A 16,056-nucleotide genomic window follows, 5' to 3' on the forward strand; every position below is an offset into this window, starting at 1 on the left:
AAATAATATGTTGGATACAAAATCACAAAACAGTAACATGTTGTTGGCATTCCTCACGCTGACGGGAGTGATTGCCATCGTTGCCCTTGTAGGTTTCTTCATGTTGCGTAAAGGGCCGGAAATTGTGCAAGGACAAGCAGAAGTAACGGAGTATCGAGTATCGAGCAAAGTGCCGGGACGTATTCTGGAATTTCGTGTAAAAGAGGGACAAAGCGTACAAGCCGGAGACACCCTTGCCATTTTGGAGGCTCCGGACGTGCAGGCCAAACTGGAACAAGCACGCGCCGCCGAATCGGCAGCCCAAGCCCAGAACGAAAAAGCTCTAAAAGGCGCCCGTCGGGAACAGATACAAGCTGCCTATGAAATGTGGCAAAAGGCACTGGCCGGACTGGAGATTGCCGAAAAATCCTACACGCGTGTGAAGAACCTGCACGACCAAGGCGTGATGTCTACACAAAAGCTTGACGAAGTTACCGCCCAACGCAATGCAGCCCGGGCTACGGAGAAAGCCGCCAAAGCCCAGTATGATATGGCCAAGAACGGTGCGGAACGCGAGGACAAAGCCGCTGCCGCTGCCTTGGTGGAACGTGCCAAAGGAGCTGTGGCCGAAGTTGAATCGTACATCAAGGAAACTTACCTGATTGCACAGACTGCCGGTGAGGTATCCGAGATATTCCCCAAAGTAGGCGAGCTCGTGGGCACGGGTGCTCCCATTATGAACATCGCCATTCTGGACGATATGTGGATAACCTTCAATGTACGCGAGGACTTGCTGCAAGGGTTGGGTATGAATACCGAATTCGAGGCGTTCATCCCTGCACTCGATAAGAATATCCGCCTGAAAGTGTACTATATGAAAGACCTCGGCACATATGCCGCCTGGAAAGCGACCAAGACTACCGGCCAGTTCGACCTGAAAACATTCGAAGTAAAAGCCGCTCCGCAAGAGAAGGTGGAAGGACTGCGTCCGGGAATGAGTGTTGTATTGAAGAAGTAAAGGAGTTATGAGTTATTGGAGAGGATGATGGAAAGAAATAAGAAACATACGGCTTTGTGGAATGTAGCAAGACGCGAATGCCGCCGTCTTGTTTCCCGCCCGCTCTATCTGTTCTGTATGGTGATAGCACCGTTGTTCTGCTACATATTCTTCACCACGCTGATGGACTCCGGGCTTCCTACGGACATGCCCGTAGGTGTGGTGGACCAAGACATGAGTGCCACTTCACGCCAGCTGATACGTAACTTGGACGCTTTTGAGCAGACAGCCGTCGTCGCCCGCTACCCTACCATCAACGAAGCCCGTACCGCCATGCAGCGCGGAGAGATTTACGGTTTCTTCTACATTCCCGAAGGTACCTCTGCCAAAGCGCAGGCCGGACGGCAGCCCAAACTCTCTTTCTATACAAACAATACCCTGCTCATCGCAGGTTCACTCCTCTTCAAGGACATGAAGATGATGAGCGAATTGGCATCCGGTGCCGCAGCACGTAGCACCCTATATGCCAAAGGAGCTACCGAGGAACAAGCGATGGCCTTCCTCCAACCCATCGTCATAGATACGCATCCACTCAATAACCCGTGGCTGAACTACTCCGTATATCTGTGCAACACCTTTGCACCGGGCGTATTGATGCTGCTTATCTTCATGGTAACCGTCTATTCCATCGGAGTCGAGATAAAAGACCGCACCGCCCGCGAATGGCTGCGCATGGGCAACAACTCCATCTGGATTTCCCTTGCCGGCAAACTGCTGCCGCATACCGCCATCTTCTTCCTGATGGGAATATTATATAATGTATACCTCTACGGTTTCCTCCATTTTCCCTGCAACAGCGGCATCCTGCCGATGCTGCTTGCCACTCTTTGCCTGGTGCTGGCATCGCAAGGCATGGGAATATTGATGATAGGAACCCTGCCTACCCTGCGTCTGGGACTCAGTTTCGCTTCCCTATGGGGCGTACTCTCTTTCTCCATGTGCGGATTGTCATTCCCCGCCATGGGCATGCACCCCGTATTGCAGGCATTGGCAAATCTGTTCCCCCTGCGCCACTATTTCCTGATTTATGTGGACCAGGCACTGAATGGATACCCCATGATTTACTCGTGGGTCAACTACGTAGCGCTGCTTATTTTCATGATGCTCCCGTTCCTTATAGCCCATAGGCTGAAAGGAGCGTTGGTTTACTATAAATACATGCCCTAATGAAAGACCTGACGTTCAGACAGAAAGTGATACAAGGCATTCATGACTTGTTCTATATATGGAAACGGGAATTCGGCACCACCTTCCGCGACCAGGGCGTGCTCATCTTCTTCGTGCTCGTTCCGTTGGTCTATCCGTTGATATACGCTTTCATCTATACCAACGAAACTATCCACGAAGTGCCCACTGTCGTGGTGGATGACTCACGCTCCTCGTTGAGCCGCGAATACCTGCGGAAAGTGGACTCCAGTCCCGAAGTGAGCCTCGTGAGCTACTGCGCTGATATGGAAGAAGCCAAACTGATGTTGAAGGACCGCAGGGCATACGGTATTATCTACATCCCCTCCACCTTCAGCGACGACATTGTACGCGGTAAGCAAACGCAGGTCAGCATCTTCTGCGACATGAGCGGACTGCTGTATTACAAAGCCTTGCTGACTGCCAACACCAACGTGTCGCTTGCCATGAACGCAGACATCAAAGTGGAGCGAAGCGCCAATACCACCGACCGCCAGGACGAGATTACCGCCTACCCGATAGAGTATGAGGATGTCGCCCTCTATAATCCAACCAACGGATTTGCCGCTTTCCTGATTCCGGCAGTATTGGTATTGATTATCCAGCAAACGCTGCTACTCGGCATCGGCTTGTCTGCCGGGACGGCACGCGAACAGAACCGCTTCCGCGACCTGGTGCCTATCAACCGCCACTACAACGGCACACTACGCATTGTGATGGGAAAAGGGCTGAGCTACTTCATGGTATATTCACTGGTATCGGTATATATACTGTGTGTGGTTCCATGGCTTTTCAGCCTCAACCAAATAGCGATACCCGGTGTCCTGACTCTGTTCACCCTGCCCTACCTGGCCGCTTGTATTTTCTTTGCCATGACAGCATCCATTGCCATCCGCAACCGCGAAACGTGCATGCTGCTGTTCGTGTTCACCTCCGTGCCGCTGCTGTTCCTCTCCGGCATTTCATGGCCGGGAGCTGCTATGCCCGCTTTCTGGAAGTACTTCTCGTACATCTTCCCTTCTACCTTCGGCATCAACGGCTACGTACGCATCAACAGCATGGGAGCCACACTCAATGAAGTCTCTTTCGAGTACCAAGCACTATGGATACAAACGGGCTTCTACTTCATCACCACGTGCCTGGTATATCGCTGGCAGATATTGCAGAGCAGGAAACATGTGATTGAAGAGTATAAGAAGCATAAGAGTATAGAAGCGTAACACATTGTTCCAAGCCTACGAAACAAAGTGTTCACATGCGTTTGAACACTTTGTTTCAGCGTATCAGAACAATTTGTTCCAATATATAAAAACAGTTTGTTCGCCATATTGAAACAGTCTGTTCCCTTATAGGAAACAGACTGTTTTGTTAAAGGAAACAAATAGTTGCCCTACAGCATCGGCAAGGCAGCAAACAGACAAACGGTTGTAATACCTAATTACGGTCGCACGTGTTTCTCCAATATCGGGTAAAGTATCTCAGCATACCTCATAAAGCCCAAATCGGTAAAATGAATGCCGTCTACTGTAGCCTCCCCGTCGTGGCCGATGATGTCACGGGAAGCAAGGAAATAGATGTTTTTCTCTCCACGTTGCTTCAAAGAACGGAAAAAGGCATTCAATGTCTCATTCTTGTCCTTTACCTCCTTGGCAATCCTGGTGTCAAAAGGAGAGTGGGTAAAGAGAGGGTCTTCCACGAAAAGGACAGGCGTATCGGGATGCTTGCTGCGGATGATGGTATAGAATTTGTCAGCACGCTCCTTCATCTGCTCCACAGTGGCATTGGGTACGAAGTCAAGGACAAACATGGAAGCATCTACGCCAGCTATGACATCAGCAATCTCCAAATCGAGCAAGGCATTGCCACTAAAGCCCAGATTGATACACTCGCGATTGAGCCAACGTTCCAGAATATTGGTATGTGCCATACCCGGACGAGAAGCACAACCACCCTGCAAGATACTGGTACCATAGAACACCACCGGTTTCTCGCGTTGCGGCAAGTCCACTGCCGGTTGAGTAATCTCGGCAAGAGAATCCACTCCGATAGAAAGTGAAGTAACCCCGTCATATAAAGAAAGGTACAAGAGATATTCACGCTCCTCAGGCAACATATTACTTACAATAGTCGCCTTGTTGACTTTGCCCTGCGGACGCCCGCTACCGGCAAATATCCACTTACCGTCTTGCAAGCAGTAGAGGTCGAGGCCTTTAATGCCGGTCGGTGTCATGTGGTTCATACTCATATTGTTCCTTACTTCCCATTTGGCGGAAATGCTTGTAGAGTTGGAACGGAAGCGCACGGCGAGTCCGGCACTGTTGCGGCCTAAGTCCCACAATGGCTTGCGGGAGATGTTCTGCAGAGAGTCCGGCAGACGCTCATAGCGGGTAAGGGTAGATTCTGTTGCTTTGCCCAGAAGGGGGAAGGTGGAAGCATCATGATAAACAGTCTGGGCATTGGCAACAGCGGCCAACAACAAGCCCATCAGAAGAATTCGGATTCTCATATGACAAGATATTAAGTGTTAAGTATTATGTGGCAAAGATACAAGGTTTCTTTGAAAAATGAAGAAATAGGAGCATTTTACATCAATTAACTCCCACATGCTTGTTTCTTTACGAAACATTCGTAATTTCGCAAAAAACAATCCATATGAGACACATCCATTTCATCTTAGCAGGCTTCCTACTGTGTATCTGCTGTACCCTGCAAGCCAAAAACCGAGTGATTGACCAACCACCGTTTATCGTAAGAAACACGACTTCCATCGAAGTGAGTAAAGTAGTCATCAGTGACACGGCAACCGTGCTCCACATCTATGCCAAGTATCGTCCCAAGTACTGGATACAGATTGCACCCGACAGCTACCTGACAGACAATAACGGAGAAACCTACCAACTGCGTTCCGGTATAGGCATCATACCAGGTAAAGAATTTTGGATGCCCGAATCGGGCGAAGCGGAATTCCAGTTGGTCTTTCCTCCCCTATCCGACAATGCTACCTCCTTCGACTTCACCGAAGGCGAAAAGGTGGAAAACGGATTCAGCGTCTGGGGAATACAACTGAAAAGCAAGAAACTGCCGGAACTGGCACTTCCCCAGAACGCCGTAGTACACAAAGCCGACCCTAATGCCGAACTTCCCGAACCGGTCATCCAATACGGAAAAGCCATGCTGAAAGGAAAACTCCTGGATTCACGCCCCAATATGGGAATGCCAATCAGTATTGCCGTGTGGGAGAATATCAAAGGAGACATCACGGACATACCACTCGACATCCAGCCTGACGGCAGTTTCACCAAAGAAGTAACATTGCCCGGCACTACCCCATGTACCATATATTTGGGTAGAGAGCATATGCTCCAGTTCTTCATGGAACCCGGCAAGACAACAGAAATATACGTCAATCTACGCGAAGCTTCCCGGCGCAAGTCTAAATTCCACAGCGAAGGGAAACCCTATGGAGAAATGGTATATATCAACGGACCGCTGGAAACCGTGGCACAAGAGTTGAACGGAAACCACCTCGGCATCGACATGCAAGACAAGCTCTATCAAAACATAGCTGCACTGGCTGGCAAGGATATTGATGCAGCCAAAGCATACGTACTTCAAATATCCGACGAAACACAAGAAGCAATAGACAAGTTGCCTTATAGTGCTTCTACCCGACAACTTTTGACTATCAATAACAAACTGATTACAAATGCCATGCTGTCTTCCGTTGCCAGCATCTTGACATCGGCTGCCCTACACGCCAATCTCATCAAACGGGAGGAAGCAAACAACTACTATCAGGAACTTGCCCGGAAAGTACCCGCCAACTACGTGTCCGACGAAGATATGAGTATATTGAATGTGCCGCAAGCAGTCTTGTCCAACCAGTATGTACAAATGGCTTCAAGGAATGTCGAACGGAGTGGAGAATTGGCCAAAGCCTGGGGAAGCGACAAAGGTATCTTCTTCGATATAGCCCGTAATGTCACCCTCTACCGGGGTATCAAGAACTTCACCCCGCTCACCGACGAGCAAAAGGCCACCGTTGCCGCCATGCCCGCCGCATACCGTGAAATGCTGACTGCCGCCAATGACGAACTGCTGGCACAACTCGAAGCCAACAAGAAAAAGACGGGCTACACCATCAACCAAGTGGACGCCAACGTCAGCAACGAAGATTTGTTCACTTCTATCATCAGCAAATTCAAAGGAAAAGTATTGTTAGTAGATTTCTGGGCCACTTGGTGCGGTCCATGCCGTATGGCAAACAAGACGATGGCCCCCATGAAGGAGGAACTGAAAGACAAGGATATCCTATATCTGTACATCACCGGCGAAACCTCCCCCTTGAAGACCTGGGAGAATATGATTCCCGACATCCACGGCGAACATTTCCGTCTGACAGATGCCCAATGGAAATACCTATCGGATGCATTCAAGATAGAAGGGGTACCGACTTATCTGATTGTAGACCGCGAAGGAAACACCACGTTCAGACAAACCGGCTTTCCGGGAGTGGAGAAGATGAAGGAAGAGTTGCTGAAAGTGACTAAATGACAAACTGATAAAAAAAAACAGCAGGCTTATCACCTGCTGTTTTTTGTTTTATCAGTATACCGCTATTACTTTTCAGCCCATTCCTTGGCTCCCTGCTCTTTCAGTTTAGCAGTAAATGCCTTTGCCTTCTCCATAGCAGCCGCTTCCTCTTCCGGAGTTGCATATGCATGCTTGTAGCCCTTCACCACATTCCATTCACCACGGGTGAAATCGGGGAATGCCACAGCCGCACAACCGTTGTCCATAGAAAGTTCTCCCAATTCTGCAAGGCAGCACCACTCAGCAAGGTCGTATACATCCATATCCAAAGGAAGACCGTTTTGCAGGCAATATACCAGACGGCTGTCCATCACGAAGTCCATGCCACCATGACCTCCTACTTCCTTCGCCATCTCACCGTACTTCTTTAAAATGGGATGCTGGTATTTCTCCACGAGTGCCTCCATCTCCGTCTCCGGCAGGAAACCGTGTGAATTCAAATCATCCACTTTGGGCTGAACGCCCGATGCACTCAGCTGGTCAGCGTCAAGCGCATACCCTTCTACCGGATATTTGTTGGCGAATCCCTTGGTACCCGTAAGCTGATACAAACGGTTATAAGGCTGTGGTGTCATTACATTGTGCTGAATCTCAATCACCTTTCCATTGGCTGTACGAATCATGGTCGTGGTATGGTCACCGTTACGGAATTCCTTGCACTCCTCGCCGGTTCTTTTTTCTACCAGCTCCTTGCCCACTACAGACTTGGTATCCATGGCTACCAACGTTTCCATACGGTCACCACGGTGAATATCCAGTGCTTGCGCCACCGGGCCAAGGCCATGGGTGGCATACACGTCACCACGATGCTTCATGTTGTAGTCCAAACGCCAGCCCAGCTTGTCATTTTCTCCATTCTTCCAATAATGGTCCCAAAACGGGCTCAAATTATGTATATAAGCACCCTGCGCACGGATAACTTCACCGAACACGCCATGCTGCGCCATGTTCAGCGTATTCATCTCGAACCAGTCATAGCAGCAGTTCTCCAGAATGAAGCAATGCTTACGGGTAGATTCACTCAAGTTAATCAAATCCCAGCATTCCTGCAGATTCATAGCCGAAGGCACTTCTATCGCTACATTCTTTCCATTCTCCAACGCACACTTGGCAACGGGGAAGTGATGCAGCCAGTCTGCAGCAATATAAACCAAATCTATATCATCACGTTTGCAGAGTTCCTCGTATCCTTTGTCACCGGAATAGACGGCGGCTTTGGGCATGGATGCCTTCTTCAAGAGCTCCTGACATTTATCTGCACGGGCCTCTTCATAATCACAAAGAGCCACTACCTGCGTACCCGGAATATAAGTGAAACGCTCCACTGCTCCGGGGCCACGCATCCCCAAACCAACAAAACCCACACGGACTGCCTCCAACTTCGGAGTAGTCAGTCCCAATACACTCTTCTGTCCTGCCGGACGCTCGGGAGTTTTGACAACAATGGTACCATTCTGCCATTCCCATTGAGTTCCCTTCTCTGTGGTTTGCACAGTAGAAGTCTGGCTTGTGCATGCACCCAATACGAAGCACATTCCCAGCAACAACGATTTAACTGTTCCCATATTTCTGCTTTATTTAAGGTAAAAGAATTCATTGCAACAAAGACAGCGCAAACCGAATGCAGAATAAAATGAACCCGTTCATTTTTTATGCTGAGGTGCCGCCAGTCTTCGCTTCTTCTGCAAAGATAGACAATCTTAGCCAAAAGAAGATTATCAACAGCCATGTTCTTTTCAATCTGGCAAAAGAATATACACACAGCAGGAACATTTAGATTAATTAACTCACTGTTTGATGTTTATTTACGAAATATTCGTAGATTTGCATTGAATTCATTTAAATACTTTATCCATGGAAAAGTTAACGATACAAGAAGAAGAAGCAATGTTGTACATTTGGGAACTGGGCAGTTGCTTCGTAAAAGACATTGTTGCCAAATATCCCAAACCGGCGCCTCCCTACACAACTGTAGCATCTATTGTGAAAAACCTGGAGCGCAAGCAGTATATCCGTGCCGCACGTGTAGGCAACACTTACCAGTATACCCCGCTTATACGCGAAAGCGAATACAAACGTACCTTTATGAGCGGTTTTGTGCGCAACTACTTTGAAAATTCTTATAAGGAAATGGTTTCGTTCTTCGCCAAAGACCAGAAGATTTCGGCCAATGACCTGAAAGACATTATAGACATGATAGAGAAAGGAAAGGAGTAAACATGTTAGCCTATTTTCTGAAAGTGAATGTAGCGATAGTACTGTTTTATGCATTCTATCGGCTGTTCTTCTACAAAGACACGTTTTTCGGCTGGCGCAGAACCGCACTGCTCTGCTTCTTTGCCGTTTCTGCCGCCGTACCTCTGCTGAACATACAAACGTGGATTACGGAGCAGGAACCGATGGTGGCCATGGCAGACCTCTATGCCAGCGTTGTGCTACCGGAACTCACAATAGGCACCGAAGCGGCTCCTACCGACTGGAAAAGCATCCTTTCAGAATATGCCAATATCGCCTATTGGGGAATAGTGGCATTGCTGATGATACGCCTCATCATGCAACTGGCGGGCATCATCCACCTGGCATGCCGATGCCGCAAGGTACAAATAGGCAACACAAATATACATCTGCTTCCCAAAGCAGACGGGCCTTTCTCCTTTTTCCACTGGATTTTTATCCATCCGTCCTCGCATACGGAAGAGGAATTCAACGAAATATTGACCCATGAGCAGACACACGCCCGGCAATGGCACTCCATTGATGTCATCATCAGTGAACTGGTGTGCATTTTTTGCTGGTGCAATCCCTTTGCCTGGCTCATGAAACGGGAAATCCGCACCAATCTGGAATATATGGCCGATGCCCGCGTATTGGAGAACGGCTATGACTCCAAAACCTATCAATACCATTTGTTAGGATTATCACATCAAAAGGCTGCAGCAACCATCTATAACAGTTTCAATGTTTTACCTCTAAAAAAACGCATCAAGATGATGAACAAAAAGAGAACAAAAGAAATAGGAAGGACCAAATATCTGATGTTCCTTCCTTTAGCGGCCTTACTTATGATTGTCAGCAATATCGAAGCAGTGGCACGTACCACAAAGAAGATTGCAGCGGAAGTCATAGAGGCTGTAGACGCCAAAACCGGACAAGCGGTACCGGAAGTTCAAGCCCCTCAAGTAGCTCCCCTACCGGAACAAGATACGAAAACAGTGACTTACAAAGGAAAGGTAGTGGATAAGGATACTCTCGACAATCCGATTTTTGAGGTAGTGGAACACATGCCCGAATTCCCCGACGGAGGCATGTCTGCACTAATGGAATACTTGAGCAAGAACATCAAATATCCGGAAGCAGCCATGAAGAAAGGTACGCAAGGACGGGCTACCGTGCAATTTGTAGTGGAGAAGGATGGCAGTATTACCAATGTAAAAATACTGCGCGGCATTGACCCGGAATTGAATAAAGAAGCCGTACGCGTAATCAGTGCCATGCCCAAATGGAAACCCGGCACACAAAAAGGAGAAGCCGTGCGGGTAAAATATACAGTTCCCGTGATGTTCCGTCTGACGGAAAACAATACACAGGTTAAGTATGCTCCCATTGAAAGCAAAATAGATGAAATGGTGGTAGTGGGTTATGCTCCCGAAGAGGCAACCTACCCGGAGGAAGTAACCGTTTTCGAAGTCGTAGAAAAAATGCCGGAATATCCCGGCGGCATGTCCGCAATGATGGAATTCATCGGCAAAAATATCAAATATCCGGTAGCCGCACAAAAAGCTAAGATTCAGGGAAGAGTGGTCATACAGTTTATAGTGGATAAAGAAGGGAACATCATCTGCCCCAGAGTAATCCGTGGTGCCGACCCACTGCTAGACGCTGAAGCAATCCGTCTGACTACTATCATGCCCAAGTGGAAGCCCGGCATGCAAAGAGGACAAGCTGTAAACGTAAAATATACAGTCCCCATCATGTTCCGTCTGCAAGAACCGGAGAAAAGCCCTGCTGTCCAGAATGCCACTGTTACTCCAACTAAATAAACTAATTTTCTCTCTAAACAAGTCTAAATGAAAAAGGAGCAGTTACCCGTCGCCGGGTAACTGCTCCTTTTTCATAAGGAAAATATCCATGTTTATTTATGCACTTCCACAATCCGTGTCGGCGCCATTTCCATATTTCTGCGGTCTACCTGACGGACTACGGCAGCAGCCAGTTGCAGGAAAGCGCGCCCGGTCACCGTATTCTCATCCAAAGCAACCGGAGTCCCCTTATCACCGCTCTCGCAGATACTCTGCACAATAGGAATTTGTCCCAGCAAGGGTACGTTCATTTTCTCAGCCAGTCTCTTTGCGCCTTCTTTCCCAAAGATATAATACTTGTTTTCCGGCAATTCGGCAGGCGTGAACCAAGCCATGTTCTCCACCAAACCGAGAATGGGCACATTCACCTTATCATTGGTAAACATATTGATGCCTTTGCGGGCATCTGCCAGCGCCACAGCCTGCGGCGTGCTAACAACGATAGCTCCTGTCAGTGCCAAAGTCTGCACCACTGTCAAGTGAATGTCGCTCGTTCCGGGAGGAAGGTCGATAAGGAAATAATCCAGTTCTCCCCAATCGGCATCACCAATCAGCTGCTTCAAGGCATTGCTTGCCATACCTCCCCGCCACAAAGTGGCCTGGTCGGGGTCTACAAAGAAACCGATGGAAAGCAACTTGATGCCATACTTCTCTATCGGAACAATCAAGTCACGTCCACCAATGTTCTCTGCCACCGGACGGGCATCTTCCACTTGGAACATCTTTGGAACAGAAGGCCCGAAGATATCAGCATCCAGCAGACCTACTTTATAACCCAACTTTGCCAAAGACACGGCAAGGTTGGCAGCAACCGTGGACTTGCCTACCCCACCTTTTCCGGAAGACACTCCGATAACATTCTTCACCTGGGGTAATAGTTTACCCACTTCCGGACGTGCCGCCTGACGGCTTTCAGTCGTAATCACAACCTCCACCTCGGGAGAGACATACGTATGTATAGCTGTCTCGGCAGCCTTCACCATTGACTTCATGAACGGATCAGTCGGTTTCTCGAATGTCAACGAGAAGCTGACCTTCATCCCGTCAATCCGCATGTTATCGGCCACCATCTCAGCCTCAACAAGATTCTTTCCGGTACCGGGATAACGCACTGTTGCCAATGCATCAAGGATTAATTTTGGATATAATGTCATTGTATTTACTATTTGACGATTTACTATTTACTATTTTTATGCGAATCAGTAGTAGTTTTAACCACTGATTCACATCATTTGCTGGTTTGCAATCCGCTACGCTTGCTACGGTTATAACTGCGGTACTCATCCAGCTCTATCTCCACATCCGGTTCCTGCAACTCGCCCTCTTGCGGAAGATGGAACTTGATGTACTTGATATTCAAACCACGATCCAGCCATTGTTGTTCATAATAGGTCTTGATGCTGAGTATCTCATCAGCCATGCCGGAGTGGTACAAGTCTTCCGTCATCACATCCACCGGCAGCCGGTTTCTTTCAATCATGTACCGGGTATAGGTAAACATGAAGTTGCTGTCCGTCTTCAGATGGACTATGCCGTCATTCTTCAGGAACTTGCGGTAGCGCTCCATGAAATAAGTGGAAGTAAGCCTTTTGGTCGCCTTCTTCATCTGCGGGTCCGAGAAAGTGAGCCAGATTTCGCTCACCTCATCCATAGCAAAAAAGCGGTCGATGATTTCGATATTCGTACGCAAGAAAGCAACGTTCTTCATGCCCGACTCCAGCGACTCGGTGGCTCCCGTCCACATGCGGGCACCCTTTATATCCACTCCGATGAAGTTCTTTTCGGGAAACATGCGTCCCAATCCGACAGTATATTCTCCCCTACCACAGCCCAGTTCCAGGACAATGGGATGGTCGTTCTTGAAAAACCGCCCGTGCCAGTTCCCTTTCATGTCAAACGGCACATTATCCACCGCGGAATACGGATACTCGAAAACATGCGGATAACTCGCCATATCGGCAAACTTCTCTAACTTGTTCTTTCCCATTTAAGAAGCATTGAAACATAAAACATATTATTTTAGGCACGGATTACACGGATTTTCACGGTCTCTCTTCAATCTATCCGTGCTTTCCGCGCAATCCGTGCCTAAAAGTATAAAAAACAAAGTCCCGGCAAGTCTTATACGATAGACATTGCCATCACCGTATTATTCAACAATCGTCACCCACCCGTGAGTATCCGGCTCGTCACCATACTGGATGGCACGCAGCTTGTTGTAGAGCTTCGTACATACCGGTCCGGGTTTTCCATCCTTGGAAATAACGTATGACTTGCCGTTCTCTACGTCGTCTATACGTTCGATGGGGCTGATAACGGCAGCCGTACCGCAGGCACCCGCTTCCTCGAAAGTCAGCAACTCTTCTTCGGGAACCGGACGGCGTTCTACCTTCATGCCCATGTCCTCTGCCAGCTGCATCAGGCTCTTGTTGGTGATGGAGGGCAGGATGGAAGTGGACTTCGGAGTGATATATGTATTGTCCTTGATGCCGAAGAAGTTGGCGGCGCCACATTCGTCCATGTATTTCTTTTCTTTGGCATCCAGATAGAACTCGCAGGCATAGCCCAAATCGTGCGCCTTCTTGTTGGCACGCAAGCTGGCTGCATAGTTGCCTCCTACCTTATAGACACCCGTACCGAGCGGTGCCGCGCGGTCGAATTCGCGGATAATGACATACGGATTGGTTGAGAATCCACCCTTAAAGTAAGGACCTACCGGGGTCACGAACACCACAAACAGATATTCGCTGGCAGGATGTACGCCTACTTGTGCACCGGTACCCACCAGCAACGGACGGATATACAGAGAAGCACCCGATTCATAAGGCGGAATGAAACGCTCGTTCAGCTTCACCACCTTCAGAATAGCTTCTTTGAAACGCTCCGTAGAAAGTTCCGGCATCAAGATGCCACGGCAAGTGGATTGCAGGCGGGCTGCATTCTCCTCCAAACGGAAGATACGCACTTTACCGTCTTTGCCACGAAAAGCCTTCAAACCCTCAAACGCTTCCTGACCGTAGTGCAAACAAGTGGCAGCCATGTGCATAGGAATGGTTTCCTCACTGCAAACTTCCAGTTCGCCCCATTGTTCGTTACGATAGTAAATTCTCACATTGTAATCTGTCTTCATATATCCGAACGGCAGATTAGCCCAATCAAGTTCTTTCATATCTCAAAGTATTAGTTACTTCTATTACGTACATTTTGCAACAAAAATAGCTTTTATTCTTCAGATTCCCACTTCTCCGACAGTAATTTTTCAATTTCCTTGTCAGCTTTGGTCAATTTATCGCTGCAAAATGCTATAATTCCGTTTGCTTCCTTTATTTTTTCAGCAAGCACATCTATCTCCAGTTCGTTGTTGTCTATCTGGCTGACAATTTTCTCCAAACGTGCCATGGCTTCGGAGTAGGTCTCTTTTTTCTTGGTTACCGGCATAATTGAAATTAATTAATCGTTGTACTTCTCAAGCCGTTTGTCAGAATTCCCGTCTTTGGGCGATGCGTTCTCCCACTTCATCTCCTTGGACGTCAGTTTCAAAATATGATATTGTTCAGTACAATGTTCCTCTTTATCATACAACTTAATCAATTTTTCATCAAGACTTATGATATAAGTTCCACGAAAAGGGACTCCGTTAGATAACGGGCTTCCGGTATAAACTTCATAGGTCTTGTCTGCATTAAACGTATAGCAGGTCACAAAATCGTCCTGCAGGACTGGTTCTTTCACAATCCACTTACCTACCAGTTGAGGAATTTCGACCTTATCATCCTCATCCGTACATGAAATAAAACTAAATGCCATACTTATCAGTATCAGCATAAAAAACAAATTTTGTGTTTTCATCTTTGTTCATTTTAAATGATTTAAACAATATTCATAAAATGCAGAGATTTGCAAAACACTGCATGAATGAGAGGAGAGTTAAATATGTACTATTGAAACCACTTCACCATTCTGCAGACGGGTTGTTATCATATCATTCTCCTGCAGTTCATCTGCATTCTTCACTACTTTCCCATCTTTCAACGTAATGCTGTAACCGCGGGCCAACAACTTTTCCGGTGAAGCATCTGCCAATCGTTGTTGCAACAATTCCAGGCGATGGCGATGGCGGAACAAAGAGGAAGTCACAGCCTGCACCACATCTTTCCGCACAGTCAGCAAAGCCATTTTTGCATCGGATATACGATGGTATGCGGCAGAAGGAATCCGGTTCTTGTAACCAGAGAGTCTGCGCTGTTCCTGCTGCAACAGATTCCTGACACCCTCATGCAAGCGAGAAGCAAGCATTTCCAGTTCATCAGCAGCGCTGTCCATGGACTCTATTAAGAATTCGGCAGCCGCCGTAGGGGTCTTTACACGGGTATGTGCCACAGAATCCAGCACCGTGTCATCCCGCTCGTGACCGATGCCCGTTATGACAGGCAACGGAAACTGTGCACAAGCAGCAGCAAGCAGATAAGTATCGAAACCGGATAAGTCGGACGTGGCGCCTCCACCGCGAATAATGACAACCACATCAAACTCGGACAAGCGTGCATTTACCCGGTCGAGAGCAGAGAGGACAGACTCCTCCACACGGTCGCCCTGCATCAGGGCAGGAAACAGTTCCGTATAAAAGTAGAAACCCCGGGAATTGTTTTCCAGCTGATGACAGAAGTCACCATAGCCCGCCGCCGTCGGTGAGGATATGACGGCAATACGTTGCGGCAGGCGGGGCATATCCAGTTCTTTATTAAGAGTGAGCACCCCCTCTTCCTCGAGCTGTTTCAGTATCTCCCTGCGGCGGCGTGCCATATCGCCCAAGGTATAGGTGGGGTCTATGTCCTGCACCGTAAGGCTATAGCCGTAAAGTTCGTGGAAGCTGACGGTGACCTGCACCAGCACTTTGATGCCCGCAACAAACGCCTGCCCCGTGGCTTCCTCAAAATAGGGCTTCAGCAGGCGGAACACATTTGCCCAGATTGTTCCTCTCGCCTTAGCTATCAGGCTGTTGCTGCGAGGGTCTTTCTGCACAAATTCCAGATAGCAATGCCCCGTACTGTTGGTACGCACATCGCTCAACTCCGCCTGCACCCAACACTCGTCAGGAAGGCATTGTTCCAGACTGCGGCGCACAAGGGCGTTGAGCTCATACAAAGACAACGATTCCATATG

At 48.3% G+C, this 16,056-nt stretch carries 14 protein-coding genes; 6 read left to right on the forward strand and 8 right to left on the reverse strand.

All coding sequences use genetic code 11. From position 1 onward, the window contains the following. Positions 1-7 precede the first annotated feature (7 nt). The 3 genes from NQ510_RS01290 to NQ510_RS01300 are packed head-to-tail and all read left to right on the forward strand — an operon-like array spanning position 8 to position 3,441. Positions 8-997 (forward strand): HlyD family secretion protein, encoded by a 990-nt coding sequence (locus NQ510_RS01290; RefSeq protein ID WP_005829771.1) that lies wholly within the window; start codon positions 8-10, stop codon positions 995-997. Between the two features lie 27 nt (positions 998-1,024). After that, positions 1,025-2,203 carry an ABC transporter permease gene (locus NQ510_RS01295; RefSeq protein WP_009037852.1) on the forward strand — a complete coding sequence of 393 codons (1,179 nt, stop codon included), beginning with the start codon at positions 1,025-1,027 and terminating at the stop codon, positions 2,201-2,203. Then, positions 2,203-3,441 (forward strand): ABC transporter permease, encoded by a 1,239-nt coding sequence (locus NQ510_RS01300; protein ID WP_005829766.1) that lies wholly within the window; start codon positions 2,203-2,205, stop codon positions 3,439-3,441. Before NQ510_RS01295 ends, NQ510_RS01300 begins: the two co-directional genes overlap by 1 nt. Positions 3,442-3,659: 218 nt before the next feature. Here the strand turns inward: NQ510_RS01300 and NQ510_RS01305 are convergent, their stop codons facing one another. Next, positions 3,660-4,727 carry an SGNH/GDSL hydrolase family protein gene (locus NQ510_RS01305; protein ID WP_005829765.1) on the reverse strand — a complete coding sequence of 356 codons (1,068 nt, stop codon included), beginning with the start codon at positions 4,725-4,727 and terminating at the stop codon, positions 3,660-3,662. A gap of 146 nt (positions 4,728-4,873) precedes the next feature. On the opposite strand from NQ510_RS01305, the gene NQ510_RS01310 reads away from it, so the two are divergent. After that, on the forward strand, positions 4,874-6,775 hold the full coding sequence (locus NQ510_RS01310) for a TlpA family protein disulfide reductase (protein ID WP_005829764.1): 1,902 nt from the start codon (positions 4,874-4,876) through the stop codon (positions 6,773-6,775). A 65-nt stretch (positions 6,776-6,840) separates the two neighbouring features. Here NQ510_RS01310 and NQ510_RS01315 read toward each other — a convergent pair whose 3' ends face one another. Continuing rightward, positions 6,841-8,379, reverse strand: a complete 1,539-nt coding sequence (locus NQ510_RS01315; protein ID WP_005829763.1) for a Gfo/Idh/MocA family protein — start codon at positions 8,377-8,379, stop codon at positions 6,841-6,843. Positions 8,380-8,668: 289 nt separating this feature from the next. On the opposite strand from NQ510_RS01315, the gene NQ510_RS01320 reads away from it, so the two are divergent. Beyond that, complete coding sequence (locus NQ510_RS01320) at positions 8,669-9,031, forward strand: BlaI/MecI/CopY family transcriptional regulator (RefSeq protein WP_005829755.1); 363 nt, start codon at positions 8,669-8,671, stop codon at positions 9,029-9,031. A gap of 2 nt (positions 9,032-9,033) precedes the next feature. Continuing rightward, positions 9,034-10,854: a M56 family metallopeptidase gene (locus NQ510_RS01325; protein ID WP_005829752.1), complete on the forward strand. Its 1,821-nt coding sequence runs from the start codon at positions 9,034-9,036 to the stop codon at positions 10,852-10,854. 92 nt (positions 10,855-10,946) lie between these two features. On the opposite strand, the gene NQ510_RS01330 is transcribed toward NQ510_RS01325, so the two are convergent. The 6 genes from NQ510_RS01330 to xseA all read right to left on the reverse strand — a co-directional run bounded on the left by NQ510_RS01330 (position 10,947) and on the right by xseA (position 16,053). Next, complete coding sequence (locus NQ510_RS01330; protein ID WP_005829749.1) at positions 10,947-12,047, reverse strand: Mrp/NBP35 family ATP-binding protein; 1,101 nt, start codon at positions 12,045-12,047, stop codon at positions 10,947-10,949. Between the two features lie 74 nt (positions 12,048-12,121). Continuing rightward, complete coding sequence (trmB, locus tag NQ510_RS01335; protein WP_005829747.1) at positions 12,122-12,880, reverse strand: tRNA (guanosine(46)-N7)-methyltransferase TrmB; 759 nt, start codon at positions 12,878-12,880, stop codon at positions 12,122-12,124. A 162-nt stretch (positions 12,881-13,042) separates the two neighbouring features. After that, on the reverse strand, positions 13,043-14,062 hold the full coding sequence (locus tag NQ510_RS01340) for a branched-chain amino acid aminotransferase (RefSeq protein ID WP_005829743.1): 1,020 nt from the start codon (positions 14,060-14,062) through the stop codon (positions 13,043-13,045). Positions 14,063-14,115: 53 nt separating this feature from the next. Continuing rightward, positions 14,116-14,331 carry an exodeoxyribonuclease VII small subunit gene (gene xseB / locus NQ510_RS01345; protein WP_005829741.1) on the reverse strand — a complete coding sequence of 72 codons (216 nt, stop codon included), beginning with the start codon at positions 14,329-14,331 and terminating at the stop codon, positions 14,116-14,118. A 12-nt stretch (positions 14,332-14,343) separates the two neighbouring features. Continuing rightward, positions 14,344-14,742 carry a lipocalin-like domain-containing protein gene (locus tag NQ510_RS01350; protein ID WP_005829739.1) on the reverse strand — a complete coding sequence of 133 codons (399 nt, stop codon included), beginning with the start codon at positions 14,740-14,742 and terminating at the stop codon, positions 14,344-14,346. A gap of 78 nt (positions 14,743-14,820) precedes the next feature. Beyond that, positions 14,821-16,053 carry an exodeoxyribonuclease VII large subunit gene (gene xseA, locus NQ510_RS01355; protein WP_005829738.1) on the reverse strand — a complete coding sequence of 411 codons (1,233 nt, stop codon included), beginning with the start codon at positions 16,051-16,053 and terminating at the stop codon, positions 14,821-14,823. Positions 16,054-16,056 lie beyond the last annotated feature (3 nt).

This window comes from Bacteroides uniformis (genome assembly GCF_025147485.1).
GTDB lineage: Bacteria > Bacteroidota > Bacteroidia > Bacteroidales > Bacteroidaceae > Bacteroides > Bacteroides uniformis.

Excerpts from the sequence above, each read along its gene's own strand:
- NQ510_RS01290 (WP_005829771.1), top strand. The coding sequence starts at position 8 with ATGTTGGATACAAAATCACAAAACAGTAACATGTTGTTGGCATTCCTC.
- NQ510_RS01295 (WP_009037852.1), top strand. The coding sequence starts at position 1,025 with ATGGAAAGAAATAAGAAACATACGGCTTTGTGGAATGTAGCAAGACGC.
- NQ510_RS01300 (WP_005829766.1), top strand. The coding sequence starts at position 2,203 with ATGAAAGACCTGACGTTCAGACAGAAAGTGATACAAGGCATTCATGAC.
- NQ510_RS01305 (WP_005829765.1), bottom strand. The coding sequence starts at position 4,727 with ATGAGAATCCGAATTCTTCTGATGGGCTTGTTGTTGGCCGCTGTTGCC.
- NQ510_RS01310 (WP_005829764.1), top strand. The coding sequence starts at position 4,874 with ATGAGACACATCCATTTCATCTTAGCAGGCTTCCTACTGTGTATCTGC.
- NQ510_RS01315 (WP_005829763.1), bottom strand. The coding sequence starts at position 8,379 with ATGGGAACAGTTAAATCGTTGTTGCTGGGAATGTGCTTCGTATTGGGT.
- NQ510_RS01320 (WP_005829755.1), top strand. The coding sequence starts at position 8,669 with ATGGAAAAGTTAACGATACAAGAAGAAGAAGCAATGTTGTACATTTGG.
- NQ510_RS01325 (WP_005829752.1), top strand. The coding sequence starts at position 9,034 with ATGTTAGCCTATTTTCTGAAAGTGAATGTAGCGATAGTACTGTTTTAT.
- NQ510_RS01330 (WP_005829749.1), bottom strand. The coding sequence starts at position 12,047 with ATGACATTATATCCAAAATTAATCCTTGATGCATTGGCAACAGTGCGT.
- trmB (WP_005829747.1), bottom strand. The coding sequence starts at position 12,880 with ATGGGAAAGAACAAGTTAGAGAAGTTTGCCGATATGGCGAGTTATCCG.
- NQ510_RS01340 (WP_005829743.1), bottom strand. The coding sequence starts at position 14,062 with ATGAAAGAACTTGATTGGGCTAATCTGCCGTTCGGATATATGAAGACA.
- xseB (WP_005829741.1), bottom strand. The coding sequence starts at position 14,331 with ATGCCGGTAACCAAGAAAAAAGAGACCTACTCCGAAGCCATGGCACGT.
- NQ510_RS01350 (WP_005829739.1), bottom strand. The coding sequence starts at position 14,742 with ATGAAAACACAAAATTTGTTTTTTATGCTGATACTGATAAGTATGGCA.
- xseA (WP_005829738.1), bottom strand. The coding sequence starts at position 16,053 with ATGGAATCGTTGTCTTTGTATGAGCTCAACGCCCTTGTGCGCCGCAGT.